The 24,842-nt window shown below is 66.9% G+C and carries 18 protein-coding genes; 15 read left to right on the top strand and 3 right to left on the bottom strand.

Going from position 1 to position 24,842, the window contains the following annotated elements:
• The first annotated feature begins 83 nt into the window (after positions 1–83).
• The 4 genes from QFZ36_RS19575 (at position 84) to QFZ36_RS19560 (ending at position 5,441) form a co-directional block, all read left to right on the top strand.
• Positions 84–1,667: an acyl-CoA carboxylase subunit beta gene (locus QFZ36_RS19575; protein ID WP_306638766.1), complete on the top strand. Its 1,584-nt coding sequence runs from the start codon at positions 84–86 to the stop codon at positions 1,665–1,667.
• A complete protein-coding gene (locus QFZ36_RS19570; RefSeq protein WP_306638764.1) occupies positions 1,664–1,909 on the top strand; it encodes an acyl-CoA carboxylase subunit epsilon in 246 nt (81 codons plus the stop codon). Before QFZ36_RS19575 ends, QFZ36_RS19570 begins: the two co-directional genes overlap by 4 nt.
• 40 nt (positions 1,910–1,949) lie before the next feature.
• Positions 1,950–3,632 carry a DUF885 domain-containing protein gene (locus tag QFZ36_RS19565; protein ID WP_306638763.1) on the top strand — a complete coding sequence of 561 codons (1,683 nt, stop codon included), beginning with the start codon at positions 1,950–1,952 and terminating at the stop codon, positions 3,630–3,632.
• Between the two features lie 348 nt (positions 3,633–3,980).
• Positions 3,981–5,441, top strand: coding sequence for a dicarboxylate/amino acid:cation symporter (locus tag QFZ36_RS19560; RefSeq protein WP_306638761.1), 1,461 nt, complete (start codon positions 3,981–3,983; stop codon positions 5,439–5,441).
• Positions 5,442–5,537: 96 nt separating this feature from the next.
• On the opposite strand, the gene QFZ36_RS19555 is transcribed toward QFZ36_RS19560, so the two are convergent.
• Complete coding sequence (locus QFZ36_RS19555; RefSeq protein ID WP_306638760.1) at positions 5,538–6,098, bottom strand: hypothetical protein; 561 nt, start codon at positions 6,096–6,098, stop codon at positions 5,538–5,540.
• Between the two features lie 175 nt (positions 6,099–6,273).
• Between QFZ36_RS19555 and QFZ36_RS19550 the strand changes: the two genes are divergently transcribed.
• The 6 genes from QFZ36_RS19550 to QFZ36_RS19525 all read left to right on the top strand — a co-directional run bounded on the left by QFZ36_RS19550 (position 6,274) and on the right by QFZ36_RS19525 (position 13,378).
• Positions 6,274–6,960 (top strand): TetR/AcrR family transcriptional regulator, encoded by a 687-nt coding sequence (locus tag QFZ36_RS19550; RefSeq protein ID WP_306638758.1) that lies wholly within the window; start codon positions 6,274–6,276, stop codon positions 6,958–6,960.
• Between the two features lie 17 nt (positions 6,961–6,977).
• On the top strand, positions 6,978–9,500 hold the full coding sequence (locus tag QFZ36_RS19545; protein ID WP_306638756.1) for an MMPL family transporter: 2,523 nt from the start codon (positions 6,978–6,980) through the stop codon (positions 9,498–9,500).
• Positions 9,501–9,545: 45 nt separating this feature from the next.
• Positions 9,546–10,187 carry a Maf family protein gene (locus QFZ36_RS19540; RefSeq protein ID WP_306638755.1) on the top strand — a complete coding sequence of 214 codons (642 nt, stop codon included), beginning with the start codon at positions 9,546–9,548 and terminating at the stop codon, positions 10,185–10,187.
• 129 nt (positions 10,188–10,316) lie between these two features.
• Positions 10,317–12,131, top strand: a complete 1,815-nt coding sequence (locus QFZ36_RS19535; protein WP_306638753.1) for an acetyl/propionyl/methylcrotonyl-CoA carboxylase subunit alpha — start codon at positions 10,317–10,319, stop codon at positions 12,129–12,131.
• Positions 12,132–12,146: 15 nt separating this feature from the next.
• On the top strand, positions 12,147–12,587 hold the full coding sequence (locus QFZ36_RS19530; protein WP_306638752.1) for a YybH family protein: 441 nt from the start codon (positions 12,147–12,149) through the stop codon (positions 12,585–12,587).
• Positions 12,588–12,646: 59 nt separating this feature from the next.
• A complete protein-coding gene (locus tag QFZ36_RS19525) occupies positions 12,647–13,378 on the top strand; it encodes a glutamine amidotransferase (protein WP_306638751.1) in 732 nt (243 codons plus the stop codon).
• 139 nt (positions 13,379–13,517) lie between these two features.
• On the opposite strand, the gene QFZ36_RS19520 is transcribed toward QFZ36_RS19525, so the two are convergent.
• Positions 13,518–14,930, bottom strand: coding sequence for an MFS transporter (locus QFZ36_RS19520; protein WP_306638750.1), 1,413 nt, complete (start codon positions 14,928–14,930; stop codon positions 13,518–13,520).
• Positions 14,931–15,207: 277 nt separating this feature from the next.
• Here QFZ36_RS19520 and QFZ36_RS19515 point away from each other — a divergent pair, with 277 nt between their 5' ends.
• Genes QFZ36_RS19515 through QFZ36_RS19505 form a run of 3 tightly spaced genes read left to right on the top strand, consistent with a single transcriptional unit; the run spans position 15,208 to position 20,442 of the window.
• Positions 15,208–16,671: an MFS transporter gene (locus tag QFZ36_RS19515; protein ID WP_306638749.1), complete on the top strand. Its 1,464-nt coding sequence runs from the start codon at positions 15,208–15,210 to the stop codon at positions 16,669–16,671.
• 1 nt (position 16,672) lies between these two features.
• Positions 16,673–18,886 (top strand): molybdopterin oxidoreductase family protein, encoded by a 2,214-nt coding sequence (locus QFZ36_RS19510; RefSeq protein WP_306638748.1) that lies wholly within the window; start codon positions 16,673–16,675, stop codon positions 18,884–18,886.
• Positions 18,883–20,442: an FAD-dependent oxidoreductase gene (locus tag QFZ36_RS19505; RefSeq protein ID WP_306638747.1), complete on the top strand. Its 1,560-nt coding sequence runs from the start codon at positions 18,883–18,885 to the stop codon at positions 20,440–20,442. Before QFZ36_RS19510 ends, QFZ36_RS19505 begins: the two co-directional genes overlap by 4 nt.
• 156 nt (positions 20,443–20,598) lie before the next feature.
• Here the strand turns inward: QFZ36_RS19505 and QFZ36_RS19500 are convergent, their stop codons facing one another.
• Positions 20,599–22,014, bottom strand: a complete 1,416-nt coding sequence (locus QFZ36_RS19500; protein ID WP_306638745.1) for an NAD(P)H-quinone dehydrogenase — start codon at positions 22,012–22,014, stop codon at positions 20,599–20,601.
• A 106-nt stretch (positions 22,015–22,120) separates the two neighbouring features.
• On the opposite strand from QFZ36_RS19500, the gene QFZ36_RS19495 reads away from it, so the two are divergent.
• Entirely contained in the window at positions 22,121–22,939 is an 819-nt protein-coding gene (locus QFZ36_RS19495; RefSeq protein ID WP_306638744.1) for a purine-nucleoside phosphorylase, read from the top strand.
• Between the two features lie 114 nt (positions 22,940–23,053).
• Complete coding sequence (locus QFZ36_RS19490; RefSeq protein ID WP_306638743.1) at positions 23,054–24,805, top strand: phospho-sugar mutase; 1,752 nt, start codon at positions 23,054–23,056, stop codon at positions 24,803–24,805.
• Positions 24,806–24,842: the final 37 nt, after the last annotated feature.

The following is a 24,842-nucleotide window of genomic DNA, read 5'->3' as shown; positions in this document are numbered from 1 at the left end:
GGATGCTACTTAACTCCCCGCACCAGACCTGCCAGCAACAACAGCGCCACTGGACCAATCTGCTACAGAGCCGGAGATATTTGATGAGCCACGATCTGACAACGACAGCGGGAAAGATCGCCGATTTCCGCGACCGCCAGGCCCGTGCCGAACAACCCTCCGGCCCTGAAGCGATCGAAAAGCAGCACGCCCGCGGCAAGAACACCGCCCGCGAGCGCATCAGCCTCCTGCTGGATGAAGATTCATTTGTTGAGTTCGATGCCCTGGCAGTGCACCGCTCCACCGCCTTCGGCATGGACAAGAAGAAGCCGCTGGGTGACGGCCTGGTCTCCGGCTACGGCACCGTGGACGGCCGCCCCGTGGCGGTTTACAGCCAGGATTTCTCCGTCTATGGCGGCTCGCTGAGCCAGGTCAACGGCGAGAAGATCGTCAAGGTGCAGGAGTTCGCACTCCGGAACGGCTGCCCGGTGGTCGGCATCCTGGACGGCGGCGGCGCGCGCATCCAGGAGGGAGTCGCTTCCCTGGCCATGTTCGCGGACATCTTCCGGAACAATGTCCACGCCTCAGGCGTGGTGCCGCAGATTTCCCTCATCATGGGCCCCTCTGCCGGCGGCGCGGCCTACTCCCCCGCGCTCACCGATTATGTGGTGATGGTGGACAAGACCTCGCACATGTTCATCACCGGCCCGGACGTGATCAAAACGGTCACGGGCGAGGACGTGGACATGGAGACGCTGGGCGGCGCCCGCCAGCACAACGCCACCACCGGCACGTCCACCTACCTGGCCCAGGACGAAGCCGATGCCATCGAGTTCGTCCGCGAACTGCTGGACTTCCTGCCCTCCAACAACCTTTCCGAGGCACCTGTGCTGGAGCACCAGCAGGAACTGGAGGTCGACGACGACGACCTCGCCCTGGACACGCTCATCCCCGATTCGGCCAACCAGCCCTACGACATGCGCAGCGTTGTTGAACAGATCGTGGACGACGGCCACTTCCTGGAAATGCAGGCCCTGTACGCCCCCAACGTGATGATCGGCTACGGCCGGGTGGAGGGCCACACGGTGGGCATCGTAGCCAACCAGCCCCTGCAGTTCGCGGGGACGCTCGATATCGCCGCGTCGGAAAAGGCCGCACGCTTTGTCCGCCACTGCGACGCCTTCAACATTCCCATCATCACCCTGGTGGACGTTCCCGGCTTCCTGCCGGGCAAGGACCAGGAATTCCAGGGCATCATCCGCCGCGGCGCCAAGCTCCTGTACGCCTATGCCGAGGCCACCGTTCCCAAGCTCACCGTGATCACCCGCAAGGCCTATGGCGGTGCCTACATCGTGATGGGCTCCAAGAAGCTGGGCGCTGACCTCAACCTCGCCTGGCCCACTGCGCAGATCGGCGTCATGGGTGCACAGGGGGCTGTGAACATCCTCTACCGCCGCGATCTTGCCGGGGTTGCCGAGGCCGGCGGAGACGTCGAAGCGCGGCGCGCCGAGGTCATCCGCCAGTACGAGGAGGAGCTTCTGAACCCGTACCAGGCAGCCCAGCTGGGCTACGTTGACGCCGTCATCGCCCCTTCCGAAACCAGGACCCAGATCATCAAGGGCCTGCGGGCGCTCCGCGACAAACGTGCCAGCCTGCCCACCAAGAAGCATGGGAACATCCCGCTGTGAGCCCCGCCCAGCCCGAACAGCCGGTGGTTGAGGCTGCCGAAAGCCCCGAACCGCTGCTGTCTGTTGTCAAGGGCCAGCCCACGGCCGAGGAACTGGCGGCACTGACCGCCGTCGTCCTTTCCCTGGGCGGCGACGAACCGGCCGGGGCGGACAAGCCGTCGGTCCGGCACTGGGTCCGCCGCCAGCAGCTGCGCCTTGCCCCGACGCCGGGACCCGGCGCGTGGAGGCGGAGCGGCGGCTAGAAGGCGGTCTCCAGCAGAGTCCTGGGGTTAGTCTCGGAGGGTGACTACAGACACCGCTCCTGCCGCCCGCCCGAAAACCCGCGTCGACGCCGTCGCGGACAACTACACGGACACGCTGATCAGGCTTAATCCGTCCTTCGCCACCACCCTTGGCGTGCCCGGACACGAGACCGGATACCAGGACTTCTCCCCCGCCGGCATCGCGGAATTCGCCGAGGCTGCCCGCCACACGCTGGAAGAACTTGAGGGCCTGGAGCCGGAGGATGAGGTGGACGCGGTCACCCTTGACGCCATGCGGGAGCGGCTGGGCCTGCAGCTGCTGATCCACGCGTCCGGCTGGGAGTACGCGGACCTGAACAACATCGCCTCCCCCGCCCAGGACATCCGCGCCATCTTCGACCTGATGCCGACAGAGACGGAGCAGCACTGGCAGCACATCGCCGGCCGGGCGCTCAATGTTCCGGCAGCCATCGCCGGCTACATGGACTCGCTCCGGCAGGCCCGGGACGCCGGCCGGGTGGCCGCCGCGCGGCAGGTCCGGATCGTTATTGAACAGGTCACCAAGTACGCCGCGGAGGACGGCTTCTTCGCGAAGCTTGCGGCAGGAGCGTCCACTGCCGCCGGCCCCCTGCCTGCCGCCATCCAGCAAGAGCTCGACGCCGGTGCTGCCGCCGCCCGCGGCGCCTACGCCGGCCTGGCTGACTTCCTCCGCCTGGAACTGCTGCCCGCCGCGCCGGAAAAGGACGCCGTGGGACGGGCGCGCTACGCCCTGGCCTCACGCTCATTCCTGGGCGCCACCGTGGACCTGGAGGAGACCTACGCCTGGGGCGTGGAAGAGCTGGACCGGCTGATTGCCCAGCAGGAACAGGTGGCGGACAGCATCAAAGCCGGCGCCACCATCGACGAAGCCAAGGACATCCTCAACAACGATCCCGCCCGCCAGCTGAAGGGCAAGGAGGCCTTGCGCGAGTGGATGCAGGAACTCTCGGACAAGGCCGTAGCGGAGCTGGCGGGCGTCCACTTCGACATTCCTGACGTGATGAAGAAACTTGAGTGCCTCATCGCCCCCACCGATGAGGGCGGCATCTACTACACGGGCCCGTCCGACGACTTCAGCCGCCCCGGCCGCATGTGGTGGTCGGTGCCCGCCGGCGAGGACACCTTCACTACCTGGGCGGAAACCACCACCGTTTTCCACGAAGGCGTCCCAGGCCACCACCTCCAGGTGGCCACCGCAACCTACCGCCGCGAACTGCTGAACAAATGGCGCCGGAACGTCTGCTGGACCTCCGGCCACGGCGAAGGCTGGGCCCTCTACGCCGAGAAACTGATGCAGGAACTCGGCTACCTCAACGATCCCGGCGACCAGATGGGCATGCTGGACATGCAGCGGATGCGGGCCGCCCGCGTGGTGTTCGACATCGGCGTCCACCTTGAACTGCGGGTTCCCGAACGCTGGGGCTCCGGCAACTGGACCGCCGAGAAAGGCTACGGGTTCCTGAAACAGAACCTGCCCATCAGCGAAGGCCAGCTCAACTTCGAGTTCACCCGCTACCTCGGCTGGCCCGGACAGGCACCCTCCTACAAAGTGGGCCAGCGCCTCTGGGAACAGATCCGTGCAGAACTCGAAGCCCGGCCCGGTTTCGACCTGAAGGAGTTCCACACCCGGGCCCTCAACATCGGCTCCGTCGGACTCGATACCCTCAGGCGCGCACTGCTCTGAAATCCACTGATTGGGCCCACGCCGGCAGGGTTCCCTGGCCGAGCTTGCGATGTCAGGGAGCCGGTGGGGAGCACGCTGCCGGATGTCTCTCACCCGCTGCCCACGCGCGGCGGCATTGGCGCCTTCCGAAAGCGTGCGTCAGAGCGACGAAGGAGCAGCACGCGTGGAAGGCGGCAATGTCGCAGTGCACTGGCGAGACATTAAGCACACAGAGCCTGGGAATAAGTAACATAACGCCTCGAAAACGTTGATTTCGCGGGGATTCTCTTCATCGGGCGAAACTTGGCGCGCGTAATATTTCTCAACATGCGTTCGACGTGATATGAGGCGCGGACCTAACGTATTCGGGTGAGCACTCAAACCCGTTCCCCAGAATCCGCTAAGATCGGCTTCCAGCTCCCCAAGTGGGCTGGCTCGTTCGGTTTCCAGATTATCGCCGCCCTGATCGTCGGGCTCGGCCTCGGCCTGCTGGCCAAGTACACCGGCAGCACCAAAACCAGCCCCAATGGCCTCGGCGCCACGCTGCAGACCATTGGCTCCAGCTACGTGTCACTGCTGCAGACTGCCGTTGTTCCCCTGATTTTCACCGCCGTGGTCAGCTCCATCTCCAACCTCCGTCAGGTCTCCAACGCGGCGAAGCTCGCGTGGAACACTCTGCTGTGGTTCGCGATCACCTCGCTGATTGCCGTGCTGATCGGCATCGGCCTGGGCGTCCTGCTGCAGCCGGGCGCCAACACCGGCATCACCGAGGAAGCCAAGTACTCCGGCAAGTCCGGTGACTGGTGGTCCTTCCTCATCGGCCTCTTCCCCAAGAACTTCCTTGGCCTGGGCGCCAGCTCCACCGTGACCGAAAGCGCCAACGCTGCCACGACCGTCAGCACCTCGGTCAGCTTCAACGTGCTCCAGATCCTGGTGATCGCCATCGCCGTCGGGGTTGCAGCCCTTAAGGTGGGCAAGGCTGCCGAGCCGTTCCTGAACCTGAACGCCTCCGCGCTGGCCGTCATCCAGAAGGTGCTGTGGTGGATCATCCGCATCGCACCGCTGGGCACCGTGGGCCTCATCGGCAACGCCGTGGCAGTCTACGGCTGGGACACCATCGGCTCCCTGGGCAAGTTCACCTTCGCCATCTACGTGGGCCTGGCCCTGGTCCTCTTCGCGGTCTACCCCATCCTGGTCCGCACCCACGGCCTGTCCGTAAAGCAGTACTTCTCCGGCGTGTGGCCGGCCGTCCAGCTGGCCTTCGTGTCCCGCTCCTCTGTTGGCACCCTGCCGCTGACCCAGCGCGTCACCGAACGCAGCCTGGGTGTCCCCCGCGGCTACGCCTCCTTCGCCGTTCCGCTGGGCGCCACCACCAAGATGGACGGCTGCGCGGCCATCTACCCGGCCATCTCGGCTATCTTCGTGGCCCAGTTCTTCGGCATCCAGCTGGACTTCAGCCAGTACCTGCTGATCGCCCTGGTCTCCGTCCTGGGCTCCGCGGCAACCGCCGGAACCACCGGCGCCGTCGTGATGCTGACGCTGACGCTCTCCACGCTGGGGCTGCCGCTGGCCGGCGTCGGCCTCCTGCTGGCCATCGATCCCATCCTGGACATGGGCCGCACCGCGGTGAACGTCGCCGGCCAGGCGCTGGTCCCCACCATTGTGGCCAAGCGCCAGGGCATCCTGGACGAGCAGCTGTACAACGCACCCCGCAACGGCACTCCTTTTGTTGATGATTCTGTTGACAGCACGGAGGCGGCCGATAACGCCCCGTCCGACGGAACCTCCACGGACACCACATCCCGTGAACTGGTGGACGCGAAGGCCTAACGGGTCCCTGCTCACGCTCTGGCAGTAAGAACTGGCAGTAAAAGAAGAAGTCCCCGGGAAATTTCCCGGGGACTTCTTCCGCTTTAATCCGCCGGATCAGTGGCCGCCGCCGATGACACCGTTCTGCACGGCCTTGGTGACGGCGTCGGCTTCGGCCTGCGTCAGCTTTCCGTCCGTCACGGCCTGGTCAAGCCGCGTCTTCAGTGCCGAAGCCTTCTCCGCCTGCTTCTCGGCGCGAAGCTCCTCCAGCGCCGCGGTAACCTTGGACTCCTCGATCCCGAGGGACCCGGCCAGGGACTTCGCCAAGGCGGCGTCGCGGGCGGCTTGGTCCGGCTTTTCACCCTCGGCGGGCGGGGTGGCGGGCTTGTTGGCCTCGAGGAAGGCCTGCAGCGCCTCCGTCACCTTGGCCTCCTCCACACCAAGCTTCTCCGCAAGCGCGGATGCCTGGGCTACGCCCCGCTCGCCACCCCGGCCGCCGTGCTTGCCCATGCCGCCAGGCACGGTGGTGGTGCTTCCGTCGGCCGAGACGCTGGAGCTCGCGCTGGGAGTGGGCGTTGGCACGGTGGTGGCGGAGGCCATGCCGGCAACGCCGATCCCGGCACCAAGGGCCAGCGCCGTGGCTGACAAGCCGAGGGTCAATTTCTTTGTGCGTGACATTCTTTGTCTCCTGGATCTGCCGTCAGTGACGGCTGCTGATGGTTCATCCCTCCCGGGACATTCCAAGCATCGGAGAGCAGGATCTGGAACAGCTGTTGGGAACCTTTCATCTTCCTGTGAATCCTGACGACAAAAAACTTGCCCATCGTGCAAAGTTGCACATAGTGTAATCATCATGGTTATCGCCAGCGGCGCTACAACAACAGGAGCAGCGGGCCCTTCACGGCGCGAGCTGAACAAGGCTGCCACCCGGCAGGCCATCACGGACGCCGCCCTGGCCCTGCTGCGCAGCCGCGGCCCGGGAAGTTTTACCGTGGAGGACATCGCGGACGCCGCCGGGATTTCACGGCGCACCTTTTTCAACTACTTCAGCAGCACTGATGCCGCCCTCGCGTCCATCACCCACGGCTTCCTGGACAACGCCATCCAGCAGTTCCGGCTGCGGCCGGCCGACGAACCGGTCCTGCAGTCGGCGCAGGCAGCCCTGATGGCGCTGGCGGACCCCATGACCGTGGCACCGCTGGCCGAACTTTTTACGCTCACCCAGCAAAGCGCGCTGATGTCGCACTCGGAGCTGGAGGCCTGGGAGCACTGCACCGAACAAATCATCGCCGTCGCCCGCGAACGGGTGGCAGATGACGTGGACGAGCTCTATGTCCGCGCCCTGGCCGGCGCGGTGATCTCCTGCGGCAAGGCTGCCCTGGAGGTCTGGTTCACCCGCCGCGGTGCCGACCTTTCCGCCGGTTCCCTTGCCGAGCTGCGCCAGCTGCTCATCGACGCCATGGCGCTGCTGGGTTCCGGCTTCACCGCAGGCAGCAGGCCTGCCCCGCGTTCCGCCTCTTCCGCATCCGTTTCCTCCTGATCAGATCGGTTTCCTTCATGGCACTGTTCCTTTACCGCTTGGGCAAGTTCTCCTACCGCCGGCGCTGGCTGGTCATCTCCCTTTGGCTGGCTGTCCTGCTTGCCGTCGGCGGTTCGGCTGCCGCGTTCCACGGCACGCTGTCCAACAACTTCCAGATTCCGGGCACGGAAACCCAACGCATCGCGGACAAGCTGAAGCAAGAACTTCCCGCGGCATCCGGAGGCACGGCAACCATCGTTTTTGAAGCGCCCGACGGCGGTTTCACCGCCGAGAGCCGCGCTGCCGTCACCGATGCGCTGAAAAAGCTCCAGACCGTGCCAAACGTCCGCGGCACCGTGGATCCGTTCGCCACCCAGGCGCAGGTGGACCAGGCCGGACAGGCCATCACCGACGGGGAGCAGCAACTGGCCGCCGGCCAGGCACAGCTGGATGCCTCCCGCGCCCAGCTTGATGCGGGCGCGGCCCAGCTGGCAGGGGCAGAGCAGCAGCTTGCAGCGGCCGGCGCGCCGGCGGACCTCATTGAGGCGCAGCTTGGCCAGCAGAAGGCCGCCCTGGCAGAAGGACAGGCAAAGCTCGACGCCGGAACCCGGGAACTCGAAGCCGGCAAGGCCAAGCTGGAGCTGGGCAAGCGCCAGGCGGAGGCTTCCTCCGCCATCCGCTTCGTCTCCGAAGACGGACGCGCCGCCGTGGCGCAGGTGCAGTTCAACACCTCGATCAACGGCCTGAGCCCGGCGGTGCGCCAGCAGGTCCAGGACATTGCCCATGAAACGTCCGCCGCCGGCGTCAGCGCCTACGCCAGCAAGGAGATCACCGAGGACATCTCCGAGCTTTTCGGTGCCGCGGAAGTGATCGGCATCGCCGTAGCGGCCCTGGTCCTGATCATCATGCTGGGCACCCTGATTGCCGCCGGGCTGCCGCTGCTGATGGCAGTCATAGGTGTTGGCGTTGGCGTGGGGATCACCTTCGCCCTCTCCGGACTGTTCGACATGAGCTCCATCTCCCCCATGCTGGCCCTCATGCTGGGGCTCGCCGTCGGAATTGACTACTCGTTGTTCATCGTCAACCGGCACCGGACGCAGCTGCTGGCCGGAATGGGCCTGGAGGAATCCGTGGCCAGGGCAACGGGCACCTCCGGCAATGCCGTGGTCTTCGCAGGCCTCACCGTCATCATCGCCCTCGCCGCCCTGGTAGTGCCGGGCCTGCCCTTCCTCGCCGTGATGGGCCTGGCCGCCGCCGGCACCGTGGCGGTAGCCGTGCTGGTGGCCATCACCCTCACCCCGGCCATGCTGTCCCTGATCGGCCGCCGCATCATCTCGAAGCGCGCCTGGGCCAAGGCCGAGGTACACAACGCCGAACCCGGCCATGAAGCAGGCGACGAAGCCCAGGACCGGGAACGGAGCAGCCGCGGCTGGGGCGGCCTGGTCACCCGCCATCCGGTGCTGGCACTCCTGGCCGGCGTACTCCTGCTGGGCACCCTCGCGCTCCCTGCCACCCAGCTTCAGCTGGCACTGCCCGACGGCGGATCCGAGCCCGTGGAGTCAGAGGCCTACCAGGCGTACGACCTCACCGCGCGGAGCTTCGGCGAAGGCGTCACCGGCCCGATTGTGGCCGTCGGCGAGTTCCCGGCAAACCTCGACGCGGCCCAGGCGCAGACCCTGCAGTACAATGTCGCTGACAAACTCCGCGCCGTAGACAACGTGGTGGCCGCCGTACCTGTCGCCCTCAGCGAGGACCGCCGCACCGCCGTGTTCCAGGTCATCCCCAAGGAGGGCCCCGCCAGCGCCAGCACCGTCCAGGTGGTCGCCGAACTCCGCGGCCTGAACGACGAAATCCAGTCCGAATACGGCGTGGCCATGGGCCTCACGGGGCAGACCGCCGGCAACGTGGACGTCTCCACGAAGCTGGGCGAGGCCCTGCCGCCCTACCTGGCCATCGTCGTCGGGCTTTCCCTGGTCCTGCTGCTCCTGGTCTTCCGCTCCATCGTGGTGCCGCTGCTCGCCACCGGCGGCTTCCTGCTCTCCCTTGCCGCCGCGTTCGGCGCCGTCGTGGCCGTGTACCAGTGGGGCTGGCTGGGCGGCGTCTTCGACGTCGCAAACCCCGGCGCCGTCCTGAGCTTCCTTCCGATCATCCTCATCGGTGTGCTCTTCGGGCTGGCCATGGACTACCAGGTGTTCATCGCCTCCGGCATGCGCGAGGCGTACATGCACGGCTCCACCGCGAAGCAGGCGGTCCGGGTGGGCTTCCGGCACGCCGGCGCCGTCGTGACTGCGGCCGCGATCATCATGGTCAGCGTCTTCGCCGGCTTCATCTTCAGCCACCTCACCATGGTGCGGCCGCTGGGCTTCGCCATGGCGTTCGGTGTGCTGCTTGATGCCTTCGTGGTCCGCATGACCATCGTTCCGGCCGTGATGTACCTGCTGGGCGGGAAGTCCTGGTGGCTGCCGCGCTGGCTCGACCGGATCCTGCCGGACGTCGATGTGGAAGGCGCCCAGCTGAACCGGCCCGAGGCTGCACCGGCGTCGGAAGCGCTGGTCCACTAAGCCGGAGGGTTAAGGAGGCTGGAGCGGGTCAATTAGGCTGGAGCGGTGCTCCGCCTGATTCTTGCCTCCCAGTCCCCCGCCCGCACCAAGCTCCTCACCGAGGCCGGCATCCGGCATACGGTCCTTGTCTCGGACGTTGATGAGGACGCCGTCCAGGCCCGGTACGGCGTCACCGACCCGCATGACACCGCCCTGCTGCTGGCACGCGCCAAGGCCGAGGCTGTCGCGGCTTTGCCGGAAGCCGAGGGTGCGCTGGTGCTCGGGTGCGACTCCGTTTTTGAGTTCGACGGCGAGGCGCACGGGAAACCGTACACCGCCGCCGTCGCCCGGGAACGCATGCTGCGGATGAGCGGCAACACCGGTGTGCTGCACACCGGCCACTGGCTGGTGGACTGCCGCGATACCGACCCCGACGGCGATGCGCCGGGCACGGGCGCCACCCTGGGGACGGTAGCTTCGGCCGAGGTGTCCTTCCTGGACATGGACGCGGCGGAGATCGATGCGTACATCGCCACCGGTGAACCGCTGCACTGCGCCGGCTCCTTCACCATCGACGGCCTCGGCGGCGCCTTCATCCGGAAAGTCGACGGCGACCCGCACACCGTCGTCGGACTTTCCGTGTCCACGCTGCGGGGTCTGCTGGCCCAGGCGCAGGTCCGGATCACCGAACTCTGGCCGGCGTCCTAAAGGACGCGATTTGGGCGGGTCTTGTAGCTTCCCTACAAAGCCTTGGCGCTTTACACGCGGAATCCGCAAGTAATATCGGCGGAACCCTCAAAACCGCGCTAGGCTCCCTGAAGGAAAGAAGGAGACGCCTTGTCAGCAATTTTGGAGCAGTCCGCACACCCCACGCAGTCGACCCTCACAAAGGTGCTGATCGCCAACCGCGGTGAAATCGCGGTGCGTATCATCCGCGCCGCCCGTGACGAAGGCATCGCCTCGGTTGCTGTCTACGCTGACGCGGACCGGGATGCCCTGCACGTCCGCCTTGCTGACGAGGCCTACGCACTGGGCGGAAACACCGCTGCCGAGTCCTACCTCGTGATGGACAAGATCATCGACGCCGCCCGCCAGTCCGGCGCCGACGCCATCCACCCCGGCTATGGCTTCCTGGCCGAGAACGCCCAGTTCGCGGCCCGTGTGATTGAAGCCGGCATTACCTGGATCGGGCCCTCGCCCGAGGCCATCTCGGTCCTTGGCGACAAGGTCCAGGCCCGGCACATCGCAGAAAAAGTAGGCGCACCGCTCGTTCCCGGCACCGCCGATCCGGTGGAATCCGCCGACGAAATCCTCGACTTCGTGGACCGCCACGGGCTGCCCGTGGCCATCAAGGCCGCTTTTGGCGGCGGCGGCCGCGGCATCAAGGTGGCCCGCACCCGCGATGAAATTCCCGAGCTGTTCGAATCCGCCGTCCGTGAAGCCACCGCTGCCTTTGGCCGCGGCGAATGCTTCATCGAGCGGTTCCTGGATGCGCCCCGCCACGTGGAGACGCAGTGCCTGGCGGACGCCCACGGCAACGTTGTGGTGGTCTCCACCCGCGACTGCTCGCTGCAGCGCCGCAACCAGAAACTGGTGGAAGAAGCCCCCGCCCCCTTCCTCACCGAAGACCAGAACCGCCGCCTTTACGAATCCTCCAAGGCCATCCTGAAAGAGGCCGGCTACCTCGGCGCCGGAACGTGCGAATTCCTCGTCGGCCAGGACGGCACCATCTCCTTCCTCGAGGTCAACACGCGCCTGCAGGTGGAGCACTGCGTTTCCGAGGAAGTCACCGGCATCGACCTTGTCCGCGAACAGTTCCGGCTGGCCCGCGGCGAGGAGCTCGGCTACGACGACCCCGAAGTCCGTGGGCACTCCTTCGAGTTCCGCATCACCGGCGAAGACCCGGGCCGGAACTTCCTGCCCGCCCCCGGCACCCTCCGGGTCCTGAAAAACCCCACCGGCCCCGGCGTCCGCATCGACTCGGGCGTGGAGCAGGGTGATGTCATCAGCGGAAACTTCGATTCCATGCTCTCCAAGCTCATCGTCACGGGAGCCAGCCGCCCGCAGGCCCTGCAGCGGGCCCGCCGCGCCCTGGAGGAAATGGTGGTCGAGGGCATCCCCACGGTGATCCCGTTCGACCTTGCCGTGGTTTCGGATCCCGCCTTCGCGCCGGCCGAAGGCCCGTTCCGGGTCCACACCCGCTGGATCGAGACCGAGTTCGTCAACAACCTTCCGGCCTGGACCCCCGATGGTGCTGACGGCGCCGACAGCTCTGCCGGGGACCGGCAGCGCGTGGTGGTTGAGGTGGGCGGAAAACGGCTCGAAGTGGTCCTCCCCGCATCACTCGGTTCCGTGGGAACCGGAGGCGCCGGCGCTTCGGCCAAGCCGGGCAAGTCGAAGAAGCGCTCCCGCGCGGGCGGCACGTCCGTGGCCACCGGCAACGCCCTGACCTCACCCATGCAGGGCACCATCGTCAAAGTTGCCGTTGCCAATGGCGACGTGGTGGCCGAAGGCGACCTCGTGGTGGTCCTCGAAGCGATGAAAATGGAGCAGCCGCTGACCGCGCACCGCTCCGGAACTATCACCGGCCTCACCGCAGCCGCCGGCGAAACGGTGGCAGCGGGCGCCGTCATCGCCACCATCGAAGACTAGCGCCGGAGGCTCCTCGTGCTCGCACCCAGCTTTGAAGAAGAAGTGGACCGCTACCACCTCGCCGTCCCCGAAATCACCCGGGGCAACCCGGAGCCCGTCAAGGAGCTGTATTCGCGGCTCGACGACGTGACCCTCGCCAACCCGTTCGGCGGCATCGCCCGCGGCTGGGCGCAGGTGGAAGCCCGGCTGGACCAGGCGGCACGGCAGTTCCAGGACGGCCAGATGCTGGGGTTTGACACTGTCACGTCCTACACGGCCCGGGACACCGCCTACCTGGTGGAAACGGAACACTTCAGCGCGCGCCTGGACGGCGCCGCCGTCGTCGAGGAATTTGCGCTCCGGGTCACCAGCATCTTCCGCCGCGAGGAAGGGTACTGGAAACTGGTGCACCGGCACGCAGATCCTGCTGCCCGTCCCCAGTCCCGCCGGTCCCTCAGCCAGCCCGCCGGCAGCTGACCGGCCGGCAGGCTCACCGGGAGGCTGACAGGCAGAGGCGGAAAAGGCACACTTAGCCCATGAAGCCTTTCCTGCTCCTGGCGTCACGGGCCGAAGACGCCGCAGCCGAGGATGAATATGCCGCTTACCTGAGGTACGGTGGCCTCGAACCCTCCGGGCTGCGGCGCGTCAGGCTGGAAGCCGCTCCCCTGCCCGAACTCGATTTGTCCGCCTATTCGGGGATCATCGTGGGCGGCAGCCCGTTCACGTCCAGTGACCCGCCGGAGCACAAGAGTCCTGCCCAGCACCGCGTGGAACGGGAGCTGGCCGGGCTCCTGGACGAGCTGGTGGCCCTGGATTTCCCTTTCCTGGGCGCCTGCTACGGGGTGGGGACGCTGGGCACGCACCAGGGCGCCGTCATCGACAGGACCTACGGCGAGCCGCTGGGCGCCGCGGAGATCGAGCTGACGGACGCCGGCCTGGAGGATCCCGTACTCGGCGGAATGCCGCGGCGGTTCACCGCCTTCACGGGCCACAAGGAAGCCTGCAGCGTCCTTCCACCGCAGGCGGTCCTGCTGGCCCGGTCCGCGGCCTGCCCGGTGCAGATGTTCCGCATCCGGCAAAACCTGTACGCCACCCAGTTCCACCCCGAGCTCGACGCCGAAGGCCTCTGCACCCGCATCGACATCTACCGGCACGCGGGCTACTTCCCGCCGGAGTCCGCCGAAGATCTGATGGACAACGCCCGCCGGTTCACGGTCACCGAACCGATGAACATCCTCAAGAACTTTGTGGCCCGCTACGCCACCTGAGCCGCGGCAGCCCGCCGTCGTACGTTCCCGCCCGGTTGCTCCCGCACGCGCAGAAAAAATGCCCGGCACCTTCCTGCGGTTGCAGGTTGATGCCGGGCATCTCAGCCACGAAACGGGCTGGAACGCACACTGTGGAGCGTCAGGCCACGTTGTTTTCGTAGTCCAGGTCGCGGGTTTCCTTGCTGACGAACAGCGCGATGAGGGTCAGCACGGCCATGGCGGTCAAGTACACACCCACCAGCACCGGGCTGCCGTCTGCCTGCTCCCAGAGCGCCACGGCGATGAACGGTGCCACCGCGGCACCCAGGATGCTGGAGAAGTTGTAGCTGATGGCTGATCCGGTGTACCGGACGTTGGTGGGGAACAGTTCAGGCAGCAGCGCTCCCATGGGCCCGAACGTCAGGCCCATGAGGGAGAAGCCGATGATCAGCACGGCCATGGTGCCGACGAATCCCCCGCCGAACAGCGGGACGAACAGCAGGCCGAAGACGAAGATGCCGGCGGTGACGGCGATGAGCATCTTGCGCCGGCCGTACTTCTCGGCCAACGGTCCGGAGACCAGCGTGAAGATGCCGAAGAAGACGACGCCGGCTATCAGCATCCAGAGGAAGTCGTTGCGGGTGTAGCCCAGACCGGGGACGAAGGCAGCGGCGGCGGCCTCAGACATCGGCTTTCCGGCCTTTTCGGCGGCGGCCTTCGCAGCGTCGAGGCTGGAGGCCCGGGTGCCGTAGGTCAGGGTGAACGTGGTCATCAGGTAGAAGAGCACGTAGGTGGCGAGCATGATGAACGTGCCCAGGATGAGCTGGCGCCAGCTGGTCTTGAACACCCGGCCCAGGGGCAGCTTGGCCACTTCGTTGGACTCGAGCACCTTGGTGAACGCGGGGGTCTCAATCAGCTTGAGGCGGACGTACAGGCCGATGATCACCATGACTGCACTGAGCAGGAACGGCACGCGCCAGCCCCAGGCCTGGAAGTCAGCCGGGGACAGGGTGTAGTTGGCCACCAGGAAGATCACGTTGGCGATGATGAAGCCGATGGGTGCGCCCAGCTGCGGGAACGTGCCATAGATGGCGCGCTTGTTGGCCGGTGCGTTCTCGGTGGCCAGCAGCGCGGCACCGCTCCACTCACCGCCCAGTGCCAGGCCCTGCGCAAAGCGCATGACCACGAGCAGGGCCGGAGCCCAGAACCCCCAGCCGGGCACCAGGGCGGTGGGCAGGCAGCCGATGAGGAAGGTGGCGATACCCATGGTCAGCAGCGAAGCCACCAGGGTGCCCTTGCGGCCGAACTTGTCGCCAAAGTGTCCGAAGACGATGGATCCCAGCGGGCGGGCGATAAACGCTACGCCGAAGACGGCGAAGGAGCTCAGGAGCTGCGTGGTTTCGTTGGCGCTGGGGAAGAACAGCTGCGGGAACACCAGCACCGCAGCGGTGGCATAAACGTAGAAGTCGTAGAACTCAACCGTGGTGCCGATCAGGCTGGCAACAATCACGCGGCCGCGCGAGTTCACCGGCCGCGGGGATCCGGGCACCGTGGAGGTATCGGTGGAAGACATAGGTAAACGCTTTCATGAGAACCTGGCGGACCACGCACAGGGGTCCGGCTCGAAATAGTTAGAGTTCAATCTTAGTTCCCGCGGTCCAGTCAATGGACGAAAGGTCCACCATCCGGACCTGTGCCGTGCGTCTCATTTTTGACGCCTCCACCCAAGCCTAACGGCCCCCAAGAGGCTCCGATAGGCAAATGTCACAGCCCGTTAACACACGGGGTCGGTCTGTGAAACGCGCCTTACCTACCTTGGAGGAACAACATCCCCCTGAAGGAGGTACCCCGTGACTGTTGACCGCACCGCTGATGCCGGCCCCGGCAATTCCCTTGATCTTGATGAGACCGCAAGGCCCGAGACCGCCAGCGCACAGCCCGGCTCTACCCGCACTACCGTTGCCCCCGCCCTTGACTTCCGCCCCGGCCGCTGGATCGCCAACTGGGATGCCGAGAACAAGGAACAGTGGGAATCCGCCGGCCGCTCCATCGCCCGCCGCAACCTCAACTGGTCAATCTTCGCCGAATTCCTCGGTTTCGTCGTCTGGCAGCTCTGGTCCATCGTGGTGGTCCAGCTGCCCGCTGCAGGCTTCACCTTCTCCACCTCGGAAATCTTCTGGCTGATCTCCATGCCCAGCCTGGTGGGTGCCACCCTGCGCATCCCCTATACCTTCATGGTCCCCCGCTTCGGCGGCCGCAACTGGACCATCGTCTCCGCCCTGCTGCTGCTGATTCCCACCACCGGCCTCGCGCTCTGCGTCTCCAACCCGGAAACACCGTTCGGCGTGATGCTGCTCGTCGCCGCCCTCGCAGGCTTCGGCGGCGGCAACTTCGCCAGCTCCATGGCCAACATCACGTTCTTCTACCCTGCCCGTGAAAAGGGCTGGGCCCTGGGCCTGAACGCCGCCGGCGGAAACATGGGCGCCGCCGTCGCGCAGCTCGCCGTGCCGATCGTCATCACCCTCCTCGCCGCCGGCACCGTCAACCTGCCGATGGCCGGCTGGATGTGGGTGCCGTTCATCCTGCTGGCAGCCTTTGGCGCTTTCAAGTACATGGACAACCTCACCAGCGCCAAGGGTGACATCGCCGGTTCAGTTGCAGCGCTGAAGGAACCGCACCTGTGGATCATGGCCCTGCTCTACATCGGCACCTTCGGCTCCTTCATCGGCTTCGCCGGTGTGTTCCCCAAGCTGATCAAGGACTACTTCCCCGCCTTCTCCTCCATCGGAGTCGGCACCGTGGCACTGTCCCTGGCCTTCCTCGGCCCGCTGGTGGGCTCCCTGGCCCGGCCCTACGGCGGACGCATGGCGGACCGCATGGGCGGCGCCCGGATGACCGTGACCGCCTTCGCTTCCATGGCCGTCATCACCCTCACCATGATCTGGACCCTGCCGCTGAAGAACTTCTGGCTCTTCCTGGTCCTCTTCCTGATGCTCTTCACCGCCAGCGGCTTCGGAAACGGCGCCACGTACCGCATGATCCCGGTCATCTTCGCCACCTCCAGCCGCGCCGCACGCAACGGGGCAGACTCGGTGGCCACCCAGCGCCTGGCTTCCTCGGCACTCGGCCTGATCTCCGCCATCGGCGCCTACGGCGGGTTCGTCATCCCGCAGGTACTGAACGCCTCCAACACCGCCAGCGGCTCCTACACACCCGCCTTCTACGGCTTCGTCGGAGCGTATGTCCTGATGCTGGCCGTCTGCTGGTTCTGCTACATCCGCAATGCCAACCGAAATGCGATGGGACACGTCTAACATGACCAAAAGCGCCGACACGCACTGCCCTTACTGCGCCTTGCAGTGCGCCATGACGCTCACGTCTCCAGCGGAACTGACCCCGGCTGCCCAGCCGGGGTCAGTCCCCGTGTCCGCACCGGCCGGCGGGGAACGGCCCGCCCCCACCGCACCCCTCGAGGTCAGCGGACGCGACTTCCCCACCAACCGCGGCGGCCTGTGCCGCAAAGGGTGGACCTCGGCCACGCTGTTGAACCACCCCGGCAGGATCACCGAGCCCCTGCTGAAGGGCCCCGACGGCGTCCACCGCCCCATCGGATGGGACCAGGCGCTGGACCTCGCCGCAGGCGCAGTGAAAGACGCCCGCACCCGCTACGGACGCGATTCAGTGGGCGTCTTCGGCGGCGGCGGGCTCACCAACGAAAAGGCCTACATGGTGGGCAAATTCGCCCGGCTCGCCCTGGGGACCTCCCGCATCGACTACAACGGCCGCTTCTGCATGTCCTCCGCCGCGGCGGCCGGAATGCGCGCCTTCGGGCTGGACCGCGGCCTGCCGTTCCCGCTCGAAGCCCTGGACACCGCCAGCACCATCCTGATGCTGGGCTCCAATGTTGCAGAAACCATGCCGCCCTTCGTCCAGCACCTGAAGGGAACGCGCGACGCCGGCGGGCTGATTGTGGTGGACCCGCGCCGTTCAGCCACGGCTGCTTTTACGGCCGACGGCGGCGGCCTCCACCTCCAGCCCCTGCCGGGCACCGACCTCGCCCTCCTCCTGGGCATCTCCCACGTGGTCGTCCACGAAAACCTTTCGGACACCGCCTACATCCAGGAACGCACGTCCGGCTACAGCGCCGTAGTCCGCAGCGTCAACTCCTTCTGGCCCGAACGCGTCCAGTCCATCACCGGCGTGCCCGCCGACCTCATCCGCGAGACCGCCCGCCGGCTCGCCGCGGGTGCCCGCCAGGGCGGCAGCTACATCCTCACCGGGCGCGGCGTGGAACAGCATGTGGACGGCACCGATACCGCCACCGCGGCCATCAACCTCAGCCTCCTGCTGGGCCTGCCGGGTTCTGCCTGCAGCGGCTACGGCACGCTTACCGGGCAGGGCAACGGCCAGGGCGGCCGCGAGCACGGCCAGAAGGCCGACCAGCTGCCCGGCTACCGCAAAATCACCGATCCCGCCGCCCGTGAGCACGTGGCCGGCGTCTGGGGGGTTCCGGAAGAGCTTATTCCCGGGCCGGGGCTGCCGGCCGTCCAGCTGCTCAAGTCGCTGGGACAGCCCGACGGCGTCCGCTGCCTTTTCGTCCACGCCTCCAACATTGCGGTGGCCTCCCCCGACGCCAACGCCGTGATCAAGGGCCTGCGCAGCCTGGACTTCCTGGTGGTCTGCGATTTCTTCATGTCCGAGACCGCCGCCGAGGCCGACCTCATCCTTCCCGTGCTCCAGTGGGCCGAGGAGGAAGGCACACTCACTAACCTCGAAGGCCGTGTCCTGCGCCGCCGCCGCGCCGTGACGCCGCCCGCCGGAGCCCGCAGCGAACTGTGGATCATGGCCCGGCTCGCCGAAGCCCTCGATGCCCCGTCCACCTACAGCGAAGACCCCGAAACGGTGTTCGAGGAACTCCGGCTGGCCTCCGCCGGCGGACTGGCCGACTACTCCGGCATCGACTACGCCATGCTGGACCGCGGCGAAGCCGCCTACTGGCCCTACCCCCAAGGCAGCAGCGGAACCCCGCGCCTGTTCCGCGACTCCTTCGCGCACGCGGACGGCAAAGCCGTGATGGTCCCGGTGGCACCGCGCCGCCGTCGTACACCCGCGGCAAATCCTGACCCCGCTGCCGCAACCATGACGCTCATCACCGGCCGCCTCCTCGAGCACTACCAGTCCGGCGCGCAGACCCGCCGGGTGGCTGAGCTGCTCGAAACCCGGCCGGAGGCGAAGCTGCAAATCCATCCCGCTGCGGCGGCATCGATGGGAATCGCCGAAGGGACACTCGTCTCTGTGGCGAACGAGCGCGGCGAGGTGCTGTGCCGGGCCGAACTCAGCACGGCGATCCGCCCCGAAACTGTATTCCTGCCCTTCCACTTTCCCGAACTCGAAAGCGCCAACCGCCTCACCGAGGCGGCCACGGACCCCACGTCCGGAATGCCCGAATTCAAGTTCAACAAGGTGTGGGTGCGGCCGGCCGCCAAACCCCTTTCAACCCACGTGCTTCAAACGACGGAGGCCTCATGAGCGAGCAGATTGTCATTGTGGGATTCGGCCCGGTGGCCGCCCGGCTGGTTGACGAGCTCCTGCCCGCCGTCCGGGACGGCCAGGTGAACCTCACAGTGGTAGGCGCGGAAGCGGAGGCGGCTTACAACCGGGTGCTCGTCGCCGACTTGGGCGTAGGACGGACCACGGCAGAGGCCCTGGCGCTTTCCGACGCTGATGCCCTGTCTGCCGACGGCGTGGACGTGCGCCTGGGCATCCGCGTCCGCCGCGTGGACCGGGCCCGGCAGCAGGTCCTCCTGACCGACGGTTCCGTGGCCCACTACGACCGGCTGGTGTTCGCCACCGGCTCCCGGCCCGTGATTCCCAACCTGACCGGCATCAACCCGGACCCCACGTCGCCCGTCCTGCCTGCCGGCGTCACAGCCCTTCGGGACCTGCGCGACGCGGACGTGCTGCGCAAGGCCGTGGAGGGCCGCAAGCGCGTGGTGGTCCTGGGCGGCGGCGTCCTGGGCCTGGAGACAGCCCTCGCCGCAGCGGAAGAGGGCGCAACCGTCACCGTGGTCCATAACGGGCCGCACCCCCTGGGCCGCAACATCGACCGCGGCGGCGGCGCGGTCCTCGCCGCCAGCCTGCGCCGCTGCGGCGTCCGCATGGCTGGCAATGCCCGCTCCACGGGCGTTGAGCACAACGCGCCCGACGGCGGGTTTTCAGCATTGCTGCTTGACGATGGTTCAGCGATCGACGGCGACCTCCTGGTTATCTCGTGCGGGGTCCGCCCCCGCACCGAACTGGCCGAAGGCTGCGGGCTCTCCACCTCCAGCGGGATCCTGGTGGACCACCGGCTCCGCGCACACCATGAACCGCACATCTTCGCCATCGGCGACTGCGCCGAGGTGCGCTGCCCCGAGCCGGACTGCGCCCGGTGTCGGAACGCGAAGGGCCCGTCGGGGCTGGTAGGGCCAGGCTGGCGGCAGGCGGAATGGCTGGCCGAGTATCTGACCCTCCTGGCCGCCGGTTCATCGGACGAGGCTGAACTGCTGCCGGAACTGCCCGCCGAGCAGGCCGGCGTTATTGTGCTCAAGGCCCGGGGCATGAACATGGCCGTGGCCGGAGTCAACGCTGCCGAGCCATGGGACGAGGAGATTCTCACCGCCGGTGCCGTCAATGGCCGCCCCCGCCTGCAGATCGCCCAATGGGCAGACCCGGAACATGGCCGCTACGTCAAGATGACCACCCGCGGCGGGGTCCTGGAGGGCCTGGTAGCCGTGGGCATGCCACGCACCGCCGCCGAACTGGTGGGCCTTTTTGAGCGCGGCGCCGAGCTGCCTGCGGACAGGTCGCTGCTCCTAAGGCTGGACGGGCCGGACCAGCTGCCCGGCGCCGAGGCCGATCCGCAGGGCACCGTGTGCCGCTGCGCCGGCGTCAGCGGGGCAACCATCCAGGGCGCCGTGGAAGAAGGCTGCTCCACCGTTCCCGAAGTTTCCAAGGCCACCCGGGCAGGAACCGGCTGCGGCGGCTGCCACGAGGACATCAAAGGACTCATCGAAAAACACTTCCAGGCGGTTTCCGCCGCCTGAATAGGACCGCCGGCTGATGAAGGCCGGTGGTTGAACCCGATGGTTGAGCCCGGTGGTTGAGCCTCGGGCCAGGGCCGGTGGTTGAGCCTGTCGAAACCCGGTCACCGGGTTTCGACAAGCTCAACCACCGGGGTCCAGAGTCCCGCCGGGGCAGAACTACAGGTGCACGTGCAGGCGCCGCGCCGCCTCCGAGATGGAACCGGTCAGTGACGGGTACACCGTGAAGGTGCTGGCGACATCGTCCACGTGCAGCTTCTGCTTGACCGCGATTGAAATGGGGAAGATCAACTCGGACGCGTTGGGACCCACCACTACGCCACCGATGACCGTTCCCGAACCCTTCCGCGCAAAGATCTTCACGAACCCGTCCTTGGCATTGCGCATCTTGGCACGGGCGTTGCTGCGCAGCGAGAGCTTGACGACGTCGCCCTGGTACTTGCCGGAGTCGATGTCGGCCTCGGACACTCCGACATTGGCGATTTCGGGCGAAGTGAAGATGTTGGACGCCACCTGGTGCAGCTTGAGCGGGGTGACCATGTCGCCCATGAAGTGGGCAACCGCGATGCGGCCCTGCATGGCCGCCACGGAAGCCAGCGGCAGCACTCCCGTACAGTCGCCGGCGGCGTAGATGTTGGGGGCTGTGGTGCGGGAGACGCCGTCGACCTTAATGTGTCCGCTCTCGCTGACCGCCACACCCGCTTCTTCGAGTCCAATGCCCGCGGTGTTGGGGATGGAGCCCAGGCAGAGCAGGCAGTGGCTTCCGGTGACCTTGGACCCGTCGCTGAGGGTCACCACCACGCCGTCGTCCGTCCGCTCCACAGCCTCGGCGCGTGAACGGGACAGGACGCGGACGCCACGGCGCTCGAACACTTCCTCGAGGACCACAGCCGCGTCCACGTCAGAGCCCGGAAGCACCCGGTCACGGCTGGAGATCAGGGTGACCTTGGAGCCAAGGCCGTTGTAGGCGGAGGCGAATTCGGCTCCGGTCACGCCGGAGCCCACCACGATCAGGTCCTCGGGAAGTTCGTCCAGGTTGTAGATCTGGGTCCAGTTCAGGATCCGCTCGCCGTCAGGGCGGGCGGTAGGCAGCTCACGCGGGTGGGCGCCCACGGCCAGCAGAATCGTGTCCGCTTCCACGGTCTCGGTGCCCTCCGCCGTCAGCACCTCGATGGTGTGGTTGTCCGTGAGCCGGCCCGAACCGGTCAGGATCCGCACGCCCTGGGCGGCCAGGCCGTCGTGGATGTCCTTTGACTGGCTGCGGGCCAGATTAAGGAGGCGGTCGTTGATGTGTTTAAGGTCCGCGCGCATCACCGGCACAAAATCGCCGCCGTCGACGTCGAACTTAACTCCCAGTTCCCCCGCTTCAGCGACGCGGGTCATCAGGTCCGCGGTGGCGATCAGGGTCTTGGACGGGACGACGTCCGTCAGCACGGCGGATCCGCCGAGCCCGGCCCGCTCGATGATGGTGACCTGCGCTCCGAGCGAGGCGGCCACCATGGCGGCCTCATATCCACCCGGACCACCTCCCAGGATTGCGATCCGGGGTGAACTGAAATCTGGATGCGTAGTCACAAAAGCCCATTCTTCCGCATCCTCCCCGGACCACCAAAGAAACCGCTCTCTGGGCGAAAAGCCTGAAAGGGTGGGCCCAACAGAAGCGGCGGGATACCTTGTACCAGTGAGTACAACAGACTTCCTGAACACGGATCCTTTCGCTGCCGCGCGTGCCGCCGCCGACTACATCGCCGAGGAAACCGGCGTTGACAGCCACGATGTGGCCCTGGTGCTTGGCTCCGGCTGGGCAGAAGCCGCCGATCTAATCGGTGAAACCACCGCTACCCTGTCCGCCGAGGAAGTGCCCGGTTTCCATGCCCCGGCGGTGGTAGGGCATGTGGGCACCATCCGCTCCGTGCTGACCAGGGAGGGCAAGCGGGCCCTGGTCCTGGGCGCCCGCACCCACTACTACGAGGGCAAGGGCGTGCGCGCCGTAGTCCACGGCATCAGGACGGCGGCGGCCGCAGGCTGCAGGACTCTTGTCCTCACCAATGGCTGCGGCGGGCTGAATGAAAACTGGGCGCCGGGCACTCCGGTGCTGATCAGTGATCACATAAACCTCACCGCGGCCTCACCGCTGGAGGGCGCCACCTTCGTTGACCTGACAGATCTTTACTCCCCCCGGATCCGCGGAATCGCCCGGGAAGTGGACGCCACCCTGGACGAAGGCATCTACGTGCAGTTCCCCGGCCCGCACTACGAGACCCCCGCCGAGGTGCAGTACGCCAAGCGCATCGGCGCCGACCTGGTGGGAATGTCCACCGCCCTGGAGGCCATTGCCGGACGGCACGCAGGCATGGAAGTGTTCGGCATCTCGCTGGTCACCAACCTCGCCGCAGGCATCAGCCCGCAGCCGCTCAGCCACGAGGAAGTCCTCGAGTCAGGGCAGGCAGCAGGCCCCCGGATTTCCAAGCTGCTCGCCGGAATCATCGCCCGGCTCTAGGGTTGGCACACCCGCGGGCGGGAGCCGCTTCCGGCCCGGAGGCAGGTGCTTCGTGGGCCGGAAAAGACCCCGTGGTGCAGGAAGTGCAGGGCCAATGACGATAGCGTTGTGCCCATGACCTCCTCCGATGCCGATTTCCGCCTGCTCAATGAGGCCCGTGACTGGGCTGCCCAAGACCCGGATCCCGAAACAGCGGCATCCCTCCTTGAGCTGGTCCGGCTGGTGGAAGACGGCTCCCCGGTGGCCCGCCAGGAACTCGAAGACAGCTTCCGCGGCACGCTGCAGTTCGGTACCGCAGGACTCCGCGCCGCGCTGGGGCCCGGGCCGAACCGGATGAACCGTGTGGTGGTGAGGCGCGCCGCTGCCGGCCTGGCGGACTTCCTGCTCCGCGCGGTGGGCGAGGCGTCACCGGGAACCCGGCCACGCGCCGTCGTTGGCTATGACGCACGCTACAACTCGGACATCTTCGCGGCCGAAACCGCGGCGATCTTCACGGCGGCCGGCATCGAGACGTTCCTGATGCCTTCCGCGCTTCCCACCCCCCTGCTGGCGTATGCCGTGCGCGCACTGGAATGCGACGGCGGTGCGATGGTCACAGCCAGCCACAACCCGCCGCAGGACAACGGCTACAAGGTCTACCTGGGCCGCCATGCCGTGACGGACAGCGGCAACGGCGCCCAGATCGTGGCACCTTATGACGCCGAAATCGCGGCGAGGATCAACGCCACAGGCCCGCTCGAAACCATTGCCCTCGCCCCCAACGGCTGGACAGTGCTCGACGGATCCGTGGCCGCCGCCTACCAGCAGGCAACTGCGGCGCTCGCCCTCCCCGAATATTTTCCTGCGCGGAATTTGCGCATCGTCCTCACCCCGATGCATGGCGTCGGCGGCGAAACGGCGCTTGCTGTGCTGAATGCCGCCGGTTTCACCGATGTCACGCTCGTGGCCGAACAGGCTCAACCGGATCCCGCATTTCCTACCGTCAACTTCCCGAACCCCGAGGAGCCAGGGGCCCTGGACCTGGCCCTGGAAACGGCTGGGCGGCTGGACGCGGACATTGTTATTGCCAATGATCCCGACGCCGACCGGGCGGCTGTTGCGGCGAAGGACCCGGACACGGGTGCCTGGCGCATGCTCCGGGGGGACGAAGTGGGGGCGCTGCTGGGCGCCCACATAGCGGCGCGGCTGGCCGCGGCCGACGGAAGCGCCGGCGGCGGGGACAGCCATGGCGTGTTCGCGAACTCGATCGTTTCCTCCCGGCTCCTGGCCCGGATCGCCGCGGCTGCGGGCTGTGCGCACGAGGAAACGCTGACCGGGTTCAAGTGGATTTCCCGCGTGCCCGGGCTGCTGTACGGCTACGAGGAGGCGCTGGGCTACTGCGTCGCGCCGGAGCTGGTGAAGGACAAAGACGGCATTTCGGCAGCGGTGCTGATTGCGGAACTCGCTGCCGCCGCGAAAGCCGACGGAAAGACCGTCTTTGACACCCTGGACGACCTGTACCTGCAGCATGGCCTGCACGCCAGCGATCAACTCAGCATCAGGGTGGCGGACCTGGGACTGCTGGATGCAATGATGAACCGGCTCCGGGTCAGTCCGCCGGAATCCTTCGGCTCATCAGCAGTGGAGGTTTTCACGGACCTGGCCGAGGGCACCGGGCAGCTTCCGCCGACGGACGGGCTCCTGTATCTCACCCGCGACCTCACCCGGGTGATCATCCGGCCCAGCGGCACGGAGCCCAAGCTCAAGTGCTACCTCGAGGTGATCCACCACGTGGGGTCCGCGGCCGAGCTGCCGGAGGCCAGGCAGGCGGTGCGGGCGGCACTGGACGAAGTGCTCCGGGACGTCAAAGAGGCGCTGGGGCTTTAGAAGAAGTCAAAACCCGAAAAGGGCGCCCGGCCGGGCG

Origin of the sequence: Pseudarthrobacter siccitolerans, assembly GCF_030823375.1 — a bacterium.
Lineage (GTDB): Bacteria > Actinomycetota > Actinomycetes > Actinomycetales > Micrococcaceae > Arthrobacter > Arthrobacter siccitolerans_A.
Note: the sequence above shows the minus strand (reverse complement) of the source record. Positions and strands in the feature narration are given on the sequence as shown.

What these genes read in the sequence shown, in the direction of transcription:
- QFZ36_RS19575 (WP_306638766.1), top strand. Translation starts at nt 84, where the DNA reads ATGAGCCACGATCTGACAACGACAGCGGGAAAGATCGCCGATTTCCGC.
- QFZ36_RS19555 (WP_306638760.1), bottom strand. Translation starts at nt 6,098, where the DNA reads ATGTCACGCACAAAGAAATTGACCCTCGGCTTGTCAGCCACGGCGCTG.
- QFZ36_RS19550 (WP_306638758.1), top strand. Translation starts at nt 6,274, where the DNA reads ATGGTTATCGCCAGCGGCGCTACAACAACAGGAGCAGCGGGCCCTTCA.
- QFZ36_RS19545 (WP_306638756.1), top strand. Translation starts at nt 6,978, where the DNA reads ATGGCACTGTTCCTTTACCGCTTGGGCAAGTTCTCCTACCGCCGGCGC.
- QFZ36_RS19525 (WP_306638751.1), top strand. Translation starts at nt 12,647, where the DNA reads ATGAAGCCTTTCCTGCTCCTGGCGTCACGGGCCGAAGACGCCGCAGCC.
- QFZ36_RS19520 (WP_306638750.1), bottom strand. Translation starts at nt 14,930, where the DNA reads ATGTCTTCCACCGATACCTCCACGGTGCCCGGATCCCCGCGGCCGGTG.
- QFZ36_RS19510 (WP_306638748.1), top strand. Translation starts at nt 16,673, where the DNA reads ATGACCAAAAGCGCCGACACGCACTGCCCTTACTGCGCCTTGCAGTGC.
- QFZ36_RS19505 (WP_306638747.1), top strand. Translation starts at nt 18,883, where the DNA reads ATGAGCGAGCAGATTGTCATTGTGGGATTCGGCCCGGTGGCCGCCCGG.
- QFZ36_RS19490 (WP_306638743.1), top strand. Translation starts at nt 23,054, where the DNA reads ATGACCTCCTCCGATGCCGATTTCCGCCTGCTCAATGAGGCCCGTGAC.